Source organism: Hominimerdicola intestinalis (assembly GCF_054655215.1).
The window spans coordinates 235,326-248,735 of the sequence record NZ_BAAHNZ010000003.1 but is presented as its reverse complement, the minus strand read 5'-3'; the positions used below and the strand labels follow the sequence as shown (position 1 = coordinate 248,735).

The window sequence follows — 13,410 nt, the reverse complement described above, 5'->3', positions numbered from 1 at the left end:
TAAACTGCTGTCCTATTGAAACGATACTTTGTCAGCTGTGCAGCTTTTCCTAAAGTCCTGCGCCGAAAACGTAATCGTCCATAACGTATCCGTTTCCGATGTCTGTGACCTCGCTGCGTATTATTTTCATTCCCCAGTGCCTGTATACTTCAATAGCTGGATCGTTATGCTTGTTGACTGTCAGCCAGACCATAGTGTTCCCGTTTTCTCTTCCCTTATTCTTAATAAACTCAAACGCCTTTGAAGCATAGCCGTTTCCTCGGTATTCGCTTTTTAAATACAGCTTTGATAAAAACAGCGTATTGTCCGGCTTTTCGCAGATCCCGAAGTAGCCTGCCTGTACTCCGTCAATAAAAAATCCGTAGTATTCGTAGCCATCGGAAAGCTGAGCCTTTATCGCACGGTACGACTGGAATTTTTCAATCATATAGTCTATCTGACCTTCGGGTATAATGCCTATGAAATGCTGATGCCATATCTGATCGGCAAGGAGCGCGGTGTTTTTTATTTGTTCGTCAGACAATATTTTTTCAAACGTAAGCATTATTCCTCAGTTCCTTTCAGATATTCAATAAACTGTTTAGCTACTCTCGGCGAACGTCCGCCTCTTGTAAGAGCGTAAGCCTCGGCTTTCTTGCAGATCTCGTCCTCTGTCATTTTAAGACCGTACTGACGCGCAAGATCCCTGACTACAGAAAGGAAAAGCTCCTTGTTCGGCTTTGAATATGTGACCGTAAGACCGAAGCGGTCTGAAAGCGACAAAAGTTCCTGCATAGTATCGTTGAAATGTATCTCATCACCCTCTCTAGCCGAAAAGGTCTCCCGTACCAGGTGACGGCGGTTTGAGGTAGCGTATATCGCAAGATTTGAAGCGGTAGAGGAAACGCTGCCCTCAAGAATAGCTTTAAGTGCGGCAAAATCGTCGTCGTCCTCCGTAAACGAAAGGTCGTCAATGAAAATAATAAATTTCAGCGGATTTTTGCTTATCGTTTCAACGATAGCCGGGATCTCATGAAGCTGTTTTTTCTTAAGCTCGATAAGGCGCAGTCCGTCCGGATAGTATTCATTTGCAATAGCCTTTACAGTTGAGGATTTACCCGTTCCGCAGTCGCCGTAAAGCAGAACATTGTTTGCCGGTCTGCCTTTCAGCAGAGCAAGAGTATTGTCTATTACCTCGCTGCGTTCCCGTTCATACCCCGAAAGCTGCGAAAGCCTGATAGAGTCGGGATATTCTACAGGAACTATAGTCCCGTCCTTGATGACAAAAACGTGATAGCGGGAATATATTCCGTATCCGTACTGGTTTATCTGATGTATTCTGTCTGCGTATATTTTAGAAAAATCCAAATTTTCAGTTCTGTAATGCGGAAGAAAACCGCTGTAGTTAATTTTTGAGATTATATCCTCAGAGGTTATCTGAGAAAGCTGTTCGAGAATATAAAGCTCGTTGGCAAGACATTCGTCAAGCAGCGCGCCTGTAGCCTTTCCCTCTCCCTTTCTGAGCATATACAGGTTTTCGTTTTCAAGCGTCAGCCGCAGGATATAACGGGTAAGATTATCCGAATGAGAGTACAGCTGAGCGGCAAAGTCGGAGTATTTCTCCACAGCTTCATCAGTATCGCCGTTCTCACACGCCTCAAGAGCGGCAATAAGCTTCTTTATAACATTTCTTTCACGGAGTTTTTTGAAAATTACCAGAGTTTTTGTCTGCATAAGCAGATCCTTAAAGCTTTCCATTACAGTATACCTTCTTTTATAATATATCTACTATATTATAATACTTTAATTTCTGTTAGTCAAGAAGTACTGCATAAGTCGTGAGGAATTCAATTTTGCAGGATAAATGAATTTGAGCTGTCTTTTCCCCGCTATTCACGCTGAAATACTTTCCATTGCTTTAGCGCTGGAAGAACTGAACATTAAGCCTGACGTGGGATCATGCGGCTTTTTTTATATAGATCTTTAATCATATCAGTCATATTTTTTCTCTGTAATGAATATAATTAAATAGCACGGCCTGTGTCCTCGATTGTCGGGCAGCGGACAATATAAGTTCTGGGTCGTTGCGGAATAACGGGGCTTGCTCCATTATCAGAAAAGGATATAGAAAGGAAGATCGGCATGAAAAATCATATTCAGCTTATGGCGGTATTTGCGGTATTTCTGATTCTGGTTCCGTGTATAGCATTTTTTAACGGCGGTAACGGACAGGCATCTGCGGATACCTCCGCAGGCGGAAACAGCGTAAAATTTCTTTTTACAAAGGAGGATAAGGTATCCGAAATATCTATGGAGGATTATATGATCGGAGCGGTTCTGGCGCAGATGCCTGCCGACTTTGAAGCTGAGACCCTGAAAGCTCAGGCTGTTCTGGCTCATACATATGCGGTAAGGAGGTCGCTCAATGAAAAGGAGACTCCGACAAAGGAGCTTAAAGGCGCAGTAATGAGCGACGATACCTCTCTCTATCAAAGCTATTTTACAGAGGAGCAGGCAAAGGAGCTTTATGGAGATGATTATAAAGCCGCCTATGAAAAGGTTTCCGAGGCGGTAAAAACGGTTGAAAAGGAGATATTGGAATATGAAGGCGAGCCTGTTATTGTGGCGTTTCATGCGATAAGCGGAGGAAAGACCGAGTCTGCGCTGAATGCATGGGGAGAGGATATTCCCTATCTTACAGTATGCGACAGTTCATGGGATACCGAAATATCAGGCTTTGAAAAGCAAACAGAATTTACTCCCGAGGAGCTTTCCGCAAGGCTTTCCGCTCAGTTCCCTGACGCTGATTTTAAAGGGCTTGACGAGGAAAAATGGATAACCCCTGATGAAAAAACACCCTCGGGAACAGTTCTTTCGGTAGGTATCGGAGAAAGTTTTTTTATAACCGGTCAGCAGTTTGCAAATGCGCTTTCGCTTCCGTCGCCATGCTTTGAAGCAGAATACAGCGGAGGAAAGTTTATAATTACTACCAAGGGCTATGGTCATCTTGTAGGAATGAGCCAGTACGGAGCCAATTATCTTGCTAAGGAGGGAAAAACCTATAAGGAGATACTTGAGCATTATTTCCCCGGCACAAAGCTCTCAGGCTGACAAAAACAAAACGGGCGGACTCAGCGCAGACTGAGTTTGCCCGTTTTATGTTATATGACCGCAAATTATTAAGCGGCTGTAAGAAATTATTTTTCCCTGCGGTACATCGCTGTTATCTCTCCGATATACGCCGTATGGTAATCCTTATCCGGATACCATTTTTCATCGCAGGTCTTATCGGAAAAGCATTCAGGCTTCATATCCTGAACGTAAAGCTTTCTGCAAACGATAATTGTTTCGGCCTGCTCAAAAGAAACGGCGTTGTCTGCGAATACAGGAACAAGTCCCGTTTCAGCAGCCTTATCCTTGTCACGTCCGCTGTATTTTCCGCAGAACGCCAAAGCGGAACGGTATTCCTCTCCGAAAAAGCTGAGGGTAAAGTATTCCGAACTATCTATGAATTTTTTTGTATATCTCTGAGGTCTTATTACTGTAACAGCTGCGTTTTTACCCCACATTACGCCCATAAAGCCCCAGGAAGCGGTCATAGTGTTCCAGCCGTTTTCATCTCCGGCAGTTACCAGCATCCAGTCCTTGCCCACCATTTTGAACGGATTTACGTTATCGTCTTTATCAAGTATGCTGGGGGAGATCTTCGTAAAACCAAGCTCCTCAAATTTTTTTTTACTGCTCATTTTTAGCGCGCCCTTTCTGAACTTAGATTAAAAGCTTATATGCTTTAAGTTTACTTTATGTAGAATATTATACCATACGGCTCTTAAAATTGCAATGCCGCAGGGTTAAGAAATCCGTTCATTTATTCGTCATACTGCACAGTTTTCCATAAAGATTTTTGTGCAGATAAATGATTTTTGAATTAATTTAGACATATTTCATTTTTAGTTGCACAAACGTATGCAACTTTTGCCCTGTTTTAGCCTATTAGTGAGGGGGTATAAAAAATCAGGAGGCAAATAAAGCCGTTAAAAGTATTCGGAAGAATTGAAAAACGCTCCGCATTAACTTGATTTTTCTCGGATAAAACGTATTTAGCCCTTGATTTTAAGAAAGGTGTGTGATATAATTTATTTGAATGTTCAAATTGCCTGTGGTTCTGTTTTATCATAATTATATGCCGTAATATCCGCTTCTATTCCGCTGATCCGGATCTATGCATTTTCGATGTATAAATGCATACAAAATGTATAATATTGCGCATAAAAATTATATATATGCAAAAATCGGCTGAAATTGTGTATAAATATAAAACATTTATGCAAAACCACTTGACATTATTAAGTGATGGTGTATAATGGTGATTGTAATGCTGATAATTACAAAAACTATTACCATAAATATTAATTGTAACGGAGGAATTTATAATGGCTAAGGAAATCAAAAAGGTAGTTCTGGCTTATTCCGGCGGTCTTGACACTTCGATCATTATTCCATGGCTGAAGGAAAACTACAATAACTGCGAGGTGATCGCCGTATCCGGGGATGTAGGACAGGGTACCGAGCTTGACGGTCTTGAAGAAAAGGCGATCAAAACGGGAGCTTCAAAGCTCTATATCGAGGATCTGAAGGAAGAGTTTATCGAGGAATACGTTTATCCGACTGTTCAGGCGGGAGCGGTTTATGAAAACAGATATATGCTGGGAACTTCGTTCGCACGTCCGATAATCGCTAAGAGAATAGCTGAAATCGCTATTAAGGAAGGCGCAGACGCTATCTGCCACGGCTGTACAGGAAAGGGCAACGATCAGGTGCGCTTCGAGCTTGCGATCAAGGCGTTTGCTCCTGATATGGAAATAATCGCTCCCTGGAGGATCTGGGATCTTAAGTCCAGAGAGCAGGAGATAGAGTATGCCGAGGCTCATAATATTCCTCTTAAAATAAACAGGGAAACCAATTATTCAAAAGATAAGAATATCTGGCATCTTTCTCATGAGGGTCTTGACCTTGAAGATCCTGCAAATGAGCCTCAGTATGAAAAGCCGGGCTTCCTTGAGATGGGTGTTTCTCCTATCGACGCTCCCGATAAGCCTACATATGTAACTATTCATTTTGAAAAGGGGATCCCTACCTCTGTAGACGGCGTTGAAATGAACGGAGTAGAGCTTGTTTCAAAGCTGAACGAGCTTGGCGGCGCAAACGGAATCGGTCTTGCAGATCTGGTTGAAAACCGTCTTGTAGGTATGAAATCAAGAGGCGTTTATGAAACTCCGGGCGGAGCTATTCTTTATCACGCTCACGAGGTTCTGGAAACGATCACTCTTGATAAAGAAACCGCCAGAGTTAAGCAGTATCTCGGAATCAAGTTTGCCGATATCGTTTATAACGGTCAGTGGTATACTCCTCTCAGAGAAGCTATGAGCGCATTTGTTACCGAAACCCAGAAGACCGTTACCGGCGACGTTAAGCTGAAGCTTTACAAGGGTAACATAATCAACGCCGGCGTAACTTCTCCGTATACTCTCTACGATGAAGAGGTTGCGACCTTTGACGAGGATAACGTATATAATCAGGCTGATTCCACAGGCTTTATAAATCTGTTCGGACTGCCTATAAAGGTAAAGGCGAAGCTCGATCAGAAAAGACGCTGATCCGAAATACGGCTAAGCCGTTAACAATTAACCGTATATTCAATTAAAGGGAGGTTTTTGATATGTCAGACGCAAGCAAAACATTTGAACCGGCTTTCGATAAGAAGGTGGAAATTTCCTACGACAGCCTGCCGAATTCATCGTTTGAGGACGTTAATCTGGGCGGAGCTAAGTTCAGCAACGTAAATCTAAAGGGTGCGGATTTCGACGACGTAAATATGGACAATGCGAGGTTTAATAATATAAGCATGACCGAGGGGGATTTTACCGATATGTATATGGTAAACTCCAGATTTCTCGGCGTAAATATGAGCTGCACACGCTTTGGCTGCTCAATAATGAATAATGTGGAGTTTAAGAATCCCGATCTGAAAAACTCGCAATTTATCCACTGCGATCTTTCAAATGTTGAAATCAACGACTGTAAAATAGACGGACTGAAGATAAACGGTGTTGATATCCAGAAGCTTCTTGAACAGCACGAAAAGGAATAAAAGCAGCTGAATTTCAGTAAGGGCAGAATAACTCCGAGAGGAGCTATTTTGCCCATATTTTAAAAAAAACACTTTAAATGCTTGCTGCTTCGTATGCCGCTGCGGGATTATTTTTCATAACTGCGCTGTGACCTCGTTATGCAGGCTGACCGTAAAGAATAAATACACAACAATTACAAGAAAAAGGATGGTATTGAAATGTCGGCAAAAATGTGGGCTGGAAGATTTACAAAGGAGGTTGACGAAAGGGTAAACGATTTTAACTCGTCTATTTCCTTTGACGCAAGAATGTACAGACAGGATATAGAAGGCTCCTGCGCTCATGCTCAAATGCTTGGCGAATGTGGTATTATAGACAGATCAGAAAGTGAGAAGATAATAGCGGGCCTGAAGGAGATACTTGCGGATATAGAATCCGGCAGGCTTCAGTTTGATCCTAACGCCGAGGATATCCATATGTTCAATGAAGCGGAGCTTACTGCCCGTATAGGCGACGCGGGAAAAAGACTTCATACCGCCCGTTCAAGAAACGATCAGGTCGCACTCGATCTGAGAATGTACCTAAAGGACGAGATAAAGGAAATTGAAAAGCTGGTAAAAGAGCTTATTGAAACCCTGATAAAGCTTGCGGAGAAAAATCTTACAACGGTAATGCCCGGCTATACGCATTTGCAGAGGGCACAGCCGATTACCTTTGCGCATCATCTTACGGCGTATGCTCAAATGCTTTTGAGAGATCTGGGCAGACTGGAGGATACATATAAGAGAACGAATATTATGCCTCTTGGCAGCGGAGCGCTTGCTTCAACGACCTACCCTATAGACAGACAGCTGGTCTGTGATCTGCTTGGCTTTGACGAAATTACTCAGAATTCTCTTGACGGCGTTTCCGACAGAGATTTCTGTATAGAGCTTGCGTCTGCGATCTCTATCCTTATGATGCACCTTTCGAGATTTTCAGAGGAGATCGTGCTGTGGTGCTCGTGGGAATTCAAGTTTATAGAGCTTGACGACGCTTACGCTACCGGCTCGTCGATCATGCCGCAGAAGAAAAATCCTGATATAACCGAGCTTATCAGGGGAAAGACGGGCAGAGTATACGGCGATCTTACTACCTTGCTCACTATGATGAAAGGACTTTCACTTGCCTACAACAAGGATATGCAGGAGGATAAGGAAGCTGTTTTTGATGCAGTCGATACTGTTAAGCTTTGTCTTACTACCTTTATTCCGATGATCGAAACTATGAAGGTCATTCCCGAAAATATGAGAAATGCGGCAGCAAAGGGTTTTATCAACGCTACCGACTGTGCCGACTATCTTGTAAAGAAAGGTCTGCCGTTCAGGGACGCATACAAAATTACCGGGACTTTGGTTCATACCTGTATCGAGAAAAACCTCACGCTGGAAACTCTGCCCCTTGAGGATTACAAAGCTTTGTGCGACACCTTTGATGAGGATATTTACGACGCTATAAGCCTTGAAACCTGCGTTATGCAGAGAAAGGCGGCAGGCGGACCTGCTCCGGAATCCGTCAGGGCGCAGATCGGATATGTAAGGGCAAGGCTTGATGAAAAAGCTTAAAGACTATAACAGACCTGTTGCAGCGGCGGTTGTTCACATTGTAATCTGGTCTGCGGCTGCATACGGAATATATTATCTTTCTACAGAAGTCAGCCGTTCGCTTATACCGGATATTCTCGGATTTCTTTTTGTCTATCCGGTTGGTACGCTGTATATGTCGTTCAGGTATTCAAGACGGTATGGTCTGAGATGGTATTTTATACTTCCTATAGCGGCGATTACAGTATATGCGTATTTTCTGCTTGGATTTGACAGCGTTGACCCCAACCTTCTGGTTATGACTGCGGTCGCAGTGTTTTTCGGAGCGGGGATAGGCAGGCAGTTTTATACATCGGCTGAACGCACCGCAAAAAAGCTTTCAAGGGCTCAGCTTTCGGAGAGAAGCTACAAGAGTATTCTTGACGAATCGCAATATAAAAAAAGGAAATGATTTAAGTGAAAACAAAGATCTTTATAGACGGCAAGGAAGGCACTACAGGGCTTCAGATAGTCGAAAGGCTTGAAAACCGCTCCGACCTTGAAATTCTGCTTATTGACGAGGATAAGCGCAAGGATGTAAACGAGAGAAAACGCCTTATCAACGAATCGGATATTACCTTTCTCTGCCTGCCGGACGCAGCGGCTGTCGAGGCGGTAAGGCTTGCTGAAAATCCGAACGTAAGAATAATCGACGCTTCGACTGCTCACAGAACAGATCCTGCGTGGGATTACGGCTTTCCCGAGCTTTCGGCCGAGCACAGAGAGAATATTGCAGGATCCAAAAGAGTAGCAAATCCGGGCTGCTATGCAAGCGGCTTTATAAGCTTAGTATATCCTTTGGTTCAGGCGGGGGTCTTTCCGGAGGATTATCCTCTGACCGCTCATGCGGTTTCGGGCTACAGCGGAGGAGGAAAGAAAATGATCGCCGCAATGGAGGGAGAGGGAAAGACTGCTGAAATGTATTCCCCCCGTCAGTATGCGTTGGGGCAGACTCATAAGCATCTGCCGGAAATGCAGGCGGTTTGCGGACTTAAATACAAGCCGATGTTCAACCCGATAGTTGACGACTATTACAAGGGAATGGTCGTAACCGTTCCGCTGATCTCAAGAGCGCTGAATAAGAATTACACGCCTGCGGACATTCACGAAATTATGTCGGCTCACTATGAGGGACAGCGTTTTGTCAAGGTTATGGAGCTTGGCGGCAAAGAAACTCTTTCGGACGGATTCTTAGCAGCGAATACACTTGCCGGAACTAACGATATGCAGATATTCGTCTGCGGAAACGACGAGCAGATACTGCTTTGCTCAAGACTTGACAATCTCGGCAAGGGAGCAAGCGGAGCGGCGGTTCAGAATATGAATATAATGCTGGGGATTGACGAATCTGAGGGACTTTGATACGCTATTTATAACGCTTGATATGTAATTATTGCTTTTTGGGCTGACAGATATACTAACTGTTGTGGTTATTGCGCTTACGCTTGCCGTAATATTCGGTCTGTTTTTTGCAGCCGATAATATTCAGACGGAGATTATTGCCGTCGGCGACTATATCATGACTGTTATCGGAAAATCGTTTTATCTGATTTCGTTCCGATCTTTGCGGTCGTTATGCTGCTTGTCGGAGCTTTCGCAAAGTTGTTTAAGCTGAGGCTCAGAAATAACAGCGACGGCTACTGGATAATCAGGAGTATAAACCGTCACCCTGCCGTATATTCAGAAGTTTCCTTGCTGTGCTTTTTGCTGTTTAATGTGAATTTCTGTGTTGTCATAGAGGATGAGGTCGTGAAATACGGAGTTTTCAGTCCGTCAGGAAGGTCGTATAAGCTGGCTGAAGCTGAAAAGGTTACGTCTCGCTTTGATCACTCGGCTTGCTCCTGAAGCCGAAAGGGATATATCAGGCGAAGGTATGGATAAATACGGTTATGATGAGGGTTCAATGAATAACATCAGAGAGGTATTGGAACGATGAAAGGCGAAAATTATGCTGCGAGCGCAATGAAAACTGCTGCGCTTACCTTTGACGACGGCCCTAATACGGCAATAACTCCGCTGGTTCTGGAGAAGCTTTTGAAATATAATATACTCGGTTCGTTTTTTGCGGTGGGAAGCAATATAGTTCCTGAGTCGGCAGAGGTCATGAAAAACGCTTTTTGCGCAGGCTGTGAAATAGGTAATCATTCGTTCTCTCACGCCGATATGACCAAAATGACCGCCGAGGAGATAAAAAAGGATATTGGATCGACCTCGCAGAAGATTTACGACGTTATCGGAGATAAACCACGTTTTTTCAGACCGCCGTATATTGCGGTAAACGATAAGCTTTTTGATAATATCGACCTGCCGTTTATCGCAGGAATAGGCGCAGAGGACTGGGAGGACAGAGTTTCGGCTCAGGAAAGAGCGGAGAGAATACTTGACAGCGTAAAAGACGGAGATATTATCCTGCTTCACGATATGGAAAATAATTATGCTACAGTAGAAGCGCTTGATATAATAATACCTGAAATGCTGAAACGGGGCTTCGGCTTTGTTACCGTTTCACAGCTGTTTGCAGTTAATAATATAAAGCCGAAGCAAAGAACAGTTTATTCAAACGTTTTTCAGACGAAGCAATACTAATAACGAACGAGGGTTGTAAAATGAAGAATTTTGACGGATACAAATATATAGACGGCGGCGTCTGCGCTGCGAAGGGATTTAAGGCAAACGGTCTTTACTGCGGCATAAAAAAGCCAGCAGTATCTGACGGAAACGGAAATCCGCTGTCAAACGGCAAAAACGATCTTGGAATAATAGTTTCAGACGTAATGTGCAATGCGGCGGGGGTTTATACTCAGAATAAGGTCAAGGGCGCACCTGTTGTTGTTACAAAGAAGAACCTTGCGGCAACGGGAGGAAAGGCGAGGGCAGTCATTGTAAATTCCAAGAACGCCAATACCTGCAATCCTGACGGCGAGGAAAAGGCGGAGAAAATGTGCCGTCTTACAGCAGGAGCATTAGGCATAACGCCTGAGGAGGTAATTGTGGCTTCAACGGGCGTGATCGGACAGATACTGCCGATAGAGCCGATAGAAAACGCAATGAACGAGCTTGTTATGGGTCTTTCGTATGACGGAAACGTAAGAGCCGCCGAGGCTATTATGACTACCGATACCTTTAAAAAGGAGGTCGCGGTAGAGTTTGAGCTTGACGGAAGGATATGCCGTCTTGGAGGAATGGGAAAGGGCAGCGGAATGATCCACCCGAATATGGCTACAACGCTGAACTTCATTACTACGGACTGTGCGATTTCTGTTGAGATGCTGCAAAAGGCGCTTTCAGAGGTAGTCAAAGTAACCTACAACTGTCTTTCGGTCGACGGAGATCAGTCTACCAACGATATGTGCATGGTTATGTCGGACGGACTTGCAGGAAATAAAGAGATAACCTGCGAGGGCAGTGATTACGAATGCTTTAAACAGGCGCTTTATATTGTTATGATGAATATTACCAGACTTCTCGCAAAGGACGGAGAGGGCGCTTCAAAGCTGCTTACCTGCATCTGCTCCTCCGCACCCGACCTTGATACTGCTATTATCGTTGCAAAAAGCATTATCCGTTCACCTTTGGTAAAATGTGCAATGTTCGGTGCTGACGCAAACTGCGGACGTATACTTTGTGCGGCTGGCTATGCAGAAACCGACTGCGATGTAACTAAGGCTGATGTTTTTTACGCTTCAGAGGCAGGAAAAATAAAGGTTTGCGATAACGGTTTTGGTCTTGCATTCGATGAGGAAAAGGCTGCTGAAATCCTTTCAAAGGACGAGATCGAAATTCTTATCGACCTTAAACAGGGCGATGTTTCCGCCACTGCCTGGGGCTGCGACCTGACCTATGAATATGTTAAGATAAACGGTGATTACAGGTCGTAGTAAGACGTAGGCACAGGAAAAACGTTCTTACCGCTGAGCTGATCGGTGCGGTAAAAGATATTGGCGAGAGAAAGGGCGGGCAAAGCGGCGGTAAGGAATGGTTAGTGGGTCAGAAGCGGCAGGCTGAAAGCTGATGCTGTAAAGAAAATAAAAAATAAAGGGGTATTATTATGAAAGAAAAAGATTTTATTATGAATGAAAGCGGAGATTATTCGGAGAAGTTCAGCGAATGTCTTGATTACGGGGAAACGATACTTTGGACGGGTAAAAACGAGATAAAAAGCACGGCAGGAACAAGACTGCTGGGTCTGGCGGTACTGGTTTTTACTGTGGCGTGTTTTGCGGCGGTCTACAGTTCAGGAAGCAATTTCTGGATAGTTATAGTTCCGTTCATTGTCGTGGGACTGGCTCTGACCTTTGGTAAAAATTCCGATTATTATTACGCTCTTACCGATAAGCGGCTTATTTACTTTACCTTTAAGAAGCCTTCCTACATAAATTATGAGGATATAATCAATATAGAGCTTAAAAAGGAAGAAAAAAATACGGCGACTATAACTATATATTATCGGAGCAGGATCATGAAATCGGTAGGTGGGAAGCTGTCAGACGAGCTGAACTGCCCTGTAACGTATATTTTACAGTATGTCGGCAATTACAAGCTGGCGTACCGCATATTGACCGAGCACTGCGATATTTATACCGAATCCGATCAGAATGTCGGAAGCCATTATTATTAATGTACAGGTAAAGAGCGGCAGAAATGATCTCGGTTCGGTATTGTATTCTATGTCCGACGTAAGCTGCGAACGAGTCGTCGGAGTTCATACTTGTATCAGCGGAGCAGACAAAGCGTATATACTGCTCAATTAGACCATATGCGGCGGAAAGGATGAACAGCGTTTGCTATATATAATAAAGAAGGAAAGATGTTGAAAATGGAAATTGCAAATAGTATCAGAAGTCAGATATTGATCGACGCTCTTCCGTATATTCAGAAGTATCACGATAAGATCGTGGTTGTAAAATACGGCGGAAACGCTATGACCGACGATAAGCTGAAGGAAGCTGTAATGAGCGATATCGTTCTGCTCAGCGAGGTAGGGATAAAGGTAGTGCTTGTTCACGGCGGAGGTCCGGAGATAAATTCAATGCTTAAAAGGGTCGGTATCGAAAGCAAGTTTATCGGCGGTTTGCGCTATACTGACAAGGAAACTATAGATATAGTAAAAATGGTGCTGTGCGGAAAGGTAAATAAAGAGCTGGTTTCGGCTTTACAGCTTCACGGCGGAAAAGCTCTTGGACTGTGCGGGTGCGACGGCGAGATGATACTTGCCGAAAAGCTTCAGGGCGATATAGATCTCGGTTATGTCGGCGAGATTAAAAAGGTAACGACAAAGCCGATAATAGACGCTCTCAATAACGGTTATGTACCTATAATCGCTACTGTCGGAACTTCTGCCAGCGGTCAGGCGTATAACATAAATGCCGATACCGCGGCGGCAAGAATAGCCTCATGCCTCAGAGCGGAAAATCTGATACTTATGACAGATATAGCAGGTCTTTTACAGGATAAGGACGACGATTCTACGCTGATCCCTCAGGTCAACGTCAGCGATGTTCCGTATCTTAAAAAGACAGGAATAATAAGCGGCGGAATGATACCTAAGATAGACTGCTGTGTTGAGGTGATAAGACGGGGAGTAAAGAAAACTTCGATCATAGACGGAAGAGTTCCTCATTCTATACTTATCGAGCTGCTTAGCAACGAGGGAGCAGGAACACAGTTTACATAAACGC

Annotated in this window: 15 protein-coding genes; 12 read left to right on the top strand and 3 right to left on the bottom strand. The window is 43.9% G+C overall.

Going from position 1 to position 13,410, the window contains the following annotated elements:
* Nucleotides 1-49 precede the first annotated feature (49 nt).
* Together ACYQ0H_RS05395 and ACYQ0H_RS05390 are read right to left on the bottom strand one after the other, a co-directional pair.
* Nucleotides 50-544 (bottom strand): GNAT family N-acetyltransferase, encoded by a 495-nt coding sequence (locus ACYQ0H_RS05395; RefSeq protein WP_459811817.1) that lies wholly within the window; start codon nucleotides 542-544, stop codon nucleotides 50-52.
* On the bottom strand, nucleotides 544-1,737 hold the full coding sequence (locus tag ACYQ0H_RS05390) for an ATP-binding protein (RefSeq protein ID WP_459811816.1): 1,194 nt from the start codon (nucleotides 1,735-1,737) through the stop codon (nucleotides 544-546). Before ACYQ0H_RS05390 ends, ACYQ0H_RS05395 begins: the two co-directional genes overlap by 1 nt.
* Before the next feature lie 384 nt (nucleotides 1,738-2,121).
* Here ACYQ0H_RS05390 and spoIID point away from each other — a divergent pair, with 384 nt between their 5' ends.
* Entirely contained in the window at nucleotides 2,122-3,090 is a 969-nt protein-coding gene (gene spoIID / locus ACYQ0H_RS05385) for a stage II sporulation protein D (RefSeq protein WP_459811815.1), read from the top strand.
* Between the two features lie 86 nt (nucleotides 3,091-3,176).
* On the opposite strand, the gene ACYQ0H_RS05380 is transcribed toward spoIID, so the two are convergent.
* A complete protein-coding gene (locus ACYQ0H_RS05380; RefSeq protein WP_459811814.1) occupies nucleotides 3,177-3,725 on the bottom strand; it encodes a flavin reductase in 549 nt (182 codons plus the stop codon).
* 687 nt (nucleotides 3,726-4,412) lie between these two features.
* Between ACYQ0H_RS05380 and ACYQ0H_RS05375 the strand changes: the two genes are divergently transcribed.
* The 11 genes from ACYQ0H_RS05375 to argB all read left to right on the top strand — a co-directional run bounded on the left by ACYQ0H_RS05375 (nucleotide 4,413) and on the right by argB (nucleotide 13,406).
* Nucleotides 4,413-5,636, top strand: a complete 1,224-nt coding sequence (locus ACYQ0H_RS05375) for an argininosuccinate synthase (RefSeq protein ID WP_459811813.1) — start codon at nucleotides 4,413-4,415, stop codon at nucleotides 5,634-5,636.
* A 62-nt stretch (nucleotides 5,637-5,698) separates the two neighbouring features.
* Nucleotides 5,699-6,130 carry a pentapeptide repeat-containing protein gene (locus tag ACYQ0H_RS05370; protein ID WP_459811812.1) on the top strand — a complete coding sequence of 144 codons (432 nt, stop codon included), beginning with the start codon at nucleotides 5,699-5,701 and terminating at the stop codon, nucleotides 6,128-6,130.
* 198 nt (nucleotides 6,131-6,328) lie between these two features.
* Nucleotides 6,329-7,714: an argininosuccinate lyase gene (gene argH / locus ACYQ0H_RS05365; protein ID WP_459811811.1), complete on the top strand. Its 1,386-nt coding sequence runs from the start codon at nucleotides 6,329-6,331 to the stop codon at nucleotides 7,712-7,714.
* Nucleotides 7,701-8,144, top strand: a complete 444-nt coding sequence (locus ACYQ0H_RS05360) for a hypothetical protein (RefSeq protein ID WP_459811810.1) — start codon at nucleotides 7,701-7,703, stop codon at nucleotides 8,142-8,144. The genes argH and ACYQ0H_RS05360 overlap by 14 nt, the downstream gene beginning before the upstream one ends.
* A 5-nt stretch (nucleotides 8,145-8,149) precedes the next feature.
* The gene (argC, locus tag ACYQ0H_RS05355; protein WP_459811809.1) at nucleotides 8,150-9,094 is read left to right on the top strand and encodes an N-acetyl-gamma-glutamyl-phosphate reductase; all 945 of its coding nucleotides are present in this window, start codon (nucleotides 8,150-8,152) and stop codon (nucleotides 9,092-9,094) included.
* 240 nt (nucleotides 9,095-9,334) lie between these two features.
* The gene (locus tag ACYQ0H_RS05350; RefSeq protein WP_459811808.1) at nucleotides 9,335-9,577 is read left to right on the top strand and encodes a hypothetical protein; all 243 of its coding nucleotides are present in this window, start codon (nucleotides 9,335-9,337) and stop codon (nucleotides 9,575-9,577) included.
* A gap of 87 nt (nucleotides 9,578-9,664) precedes the next feature.
* Nucleotides 9,665-10,318, top strand: coding sequence for a polysaccharide deacetylase family protein (locus ACYQ0H_RS05345; RefSeq protein ID WP_459811807.1), 654 nt, complete (start codon nucleotides 9,665-9,667; stop codon nucleotides 10,316-10,318).
* 20 nt (nucleotides 10,319-10,338) lie between these two features.
* Nucleotides 10,339-11,610 (top strand): bifunctional glutamate N-acetyltransferase/amino-acid acetyltransferase ArgJ, encoded by a 1,272-nt coding sequence (gene argJ, locus ACYQ0H_RS05340; RefSeq protein ID WP_459811806.1) that lies wholly within the window; start codon nucleotides 10,339-10,341, stop codon nucleotides 11,608-11,610.
* Nucleotides 11,611-11,780: 170 nt separating this feature from the next.
* A complete protein-coding gene (locus ACYQ0H_RS05335) occupies nucleotides 11,781-12,350 on the top strand; it encodes a hypothetical protein (protein WP_459811805.1) in 570 nt (189 codons plus the stop codon).
* Complete coding sequence (locus ACYQ0H_RS05330; RefSeq protein WP_459811804.1) at nucleotides 12,328-12,483, top strand: hypothetical protein; 156 nt, start codon at nucleotides 12,328-12,330, stop codon at nucleotides 12,481-12,483. The genes ACYQ0H_RS05335 and ACYQ0H_RS05330 overlap by 23 nt, the downstream gene beginning before the upstream one ends.
* Nucleotides 12,484-12,548: 65 nt before the next feature.
* A complete protein-coding gene (argB, locus tag ACYQ0H_RS05325) occupies nucleotides 12,549-13,406 on the top strand; it encodes an acetylglutamate kinase (protein WP_459811803.1) in 858 nt (285 codons plus the stop codon).
* The last annotated feature ends 4 nt before the right edge of the window (nucleotides 13,407-13,410 follow it).

Coding starts and splice junctions, on each gene's coding strand:
- ACYQ0H_RS05375 (WP_459811813.1), top strand. CDS start 4,413: ATGGCTAAGGAAATCAAAAAGGTAGTTCTGGCTTATTCCGGCGGTCTT.
- ACYQ0H_RS05330 (WP_459811804.1), top strand. CDS start 12,328: ATGTCGGAAGCCATTATTATTAATGTACAGGTAAAGAGCGGCAGAAAT.
- ACYQ0H_RS05395 (WP_459811817.1), bottom strand. CDS start 544: ATGCTTACGTTTGAAAAAATATTGTCTGACGAACAAATAAAAAACACC.
- ACYQ0H_RS05335 (WP_459811805.1), top strand. CDS start 11,781: ATGAAAGAAAAAGATTTTATTATGAATGAAAGCGGAGATTATTCGGAG.
- argB (WP_459811803.1), top strand. CDS start 12,549: ATGGAAATTGCAAATAGTATCAGAAGTCAGATATTGATCGACGCTCTT.
- argJ (WP_459811806.1), top strand. CDS start 10,339: ATGAAGAATTTTGACGGATACAAATATATAGACGGCGGCGTCTGCGCT.
- ACYQ0H_RS05345 (WP_459811807.1), top strand. CDS start 9,665: ATGAAAGGCGAAAATTATGCTGCGAGCGCAATGAAAACTGCTGCGCTT.
- ACYQ0H_RS05360 (WP_459811810.1), top strand. CDS start 7,701: ATGAAAAAGCTTAAAGACTATAACAGACCTGTTGCAGCGGCGGTTGTT.
- ACYQ0H_RS05370 (WP_459811812.1), top strand. CDS start 5,699: ATGTCAGACGCAAGCAAAACATTTGAACCGGCTTTCGATAAGAAGGTG.
- ACYQ0H_RS05380 (WP_459811814.1), bottom strand. CDS start 3,725: ATGAGCAGTAAAAAAAAATTTGAGGAGCTTGGTTTTACGAAGATCTCC.
- ACYQ0H_RS05390 (WP_459811816.1), bottom strand. CDS start 1,737: ATGGAAAGCTTTAAGGATCTGCTTATGCAGACAAAAACTCTGGTAATT.
- spoIID (WP_459811815.1), top strand. CDS start 2,122: ATGAAAAATCATATTCAGCTTATGGCGGTATTTGCGGTATTTCTGATT.
- argH (WP_459811811.1), top strand. CDS start 6,329: ATGTCGGCAAAAATGTGGGCTGGAAGATTTACAAAGGAGGTTGACGAA.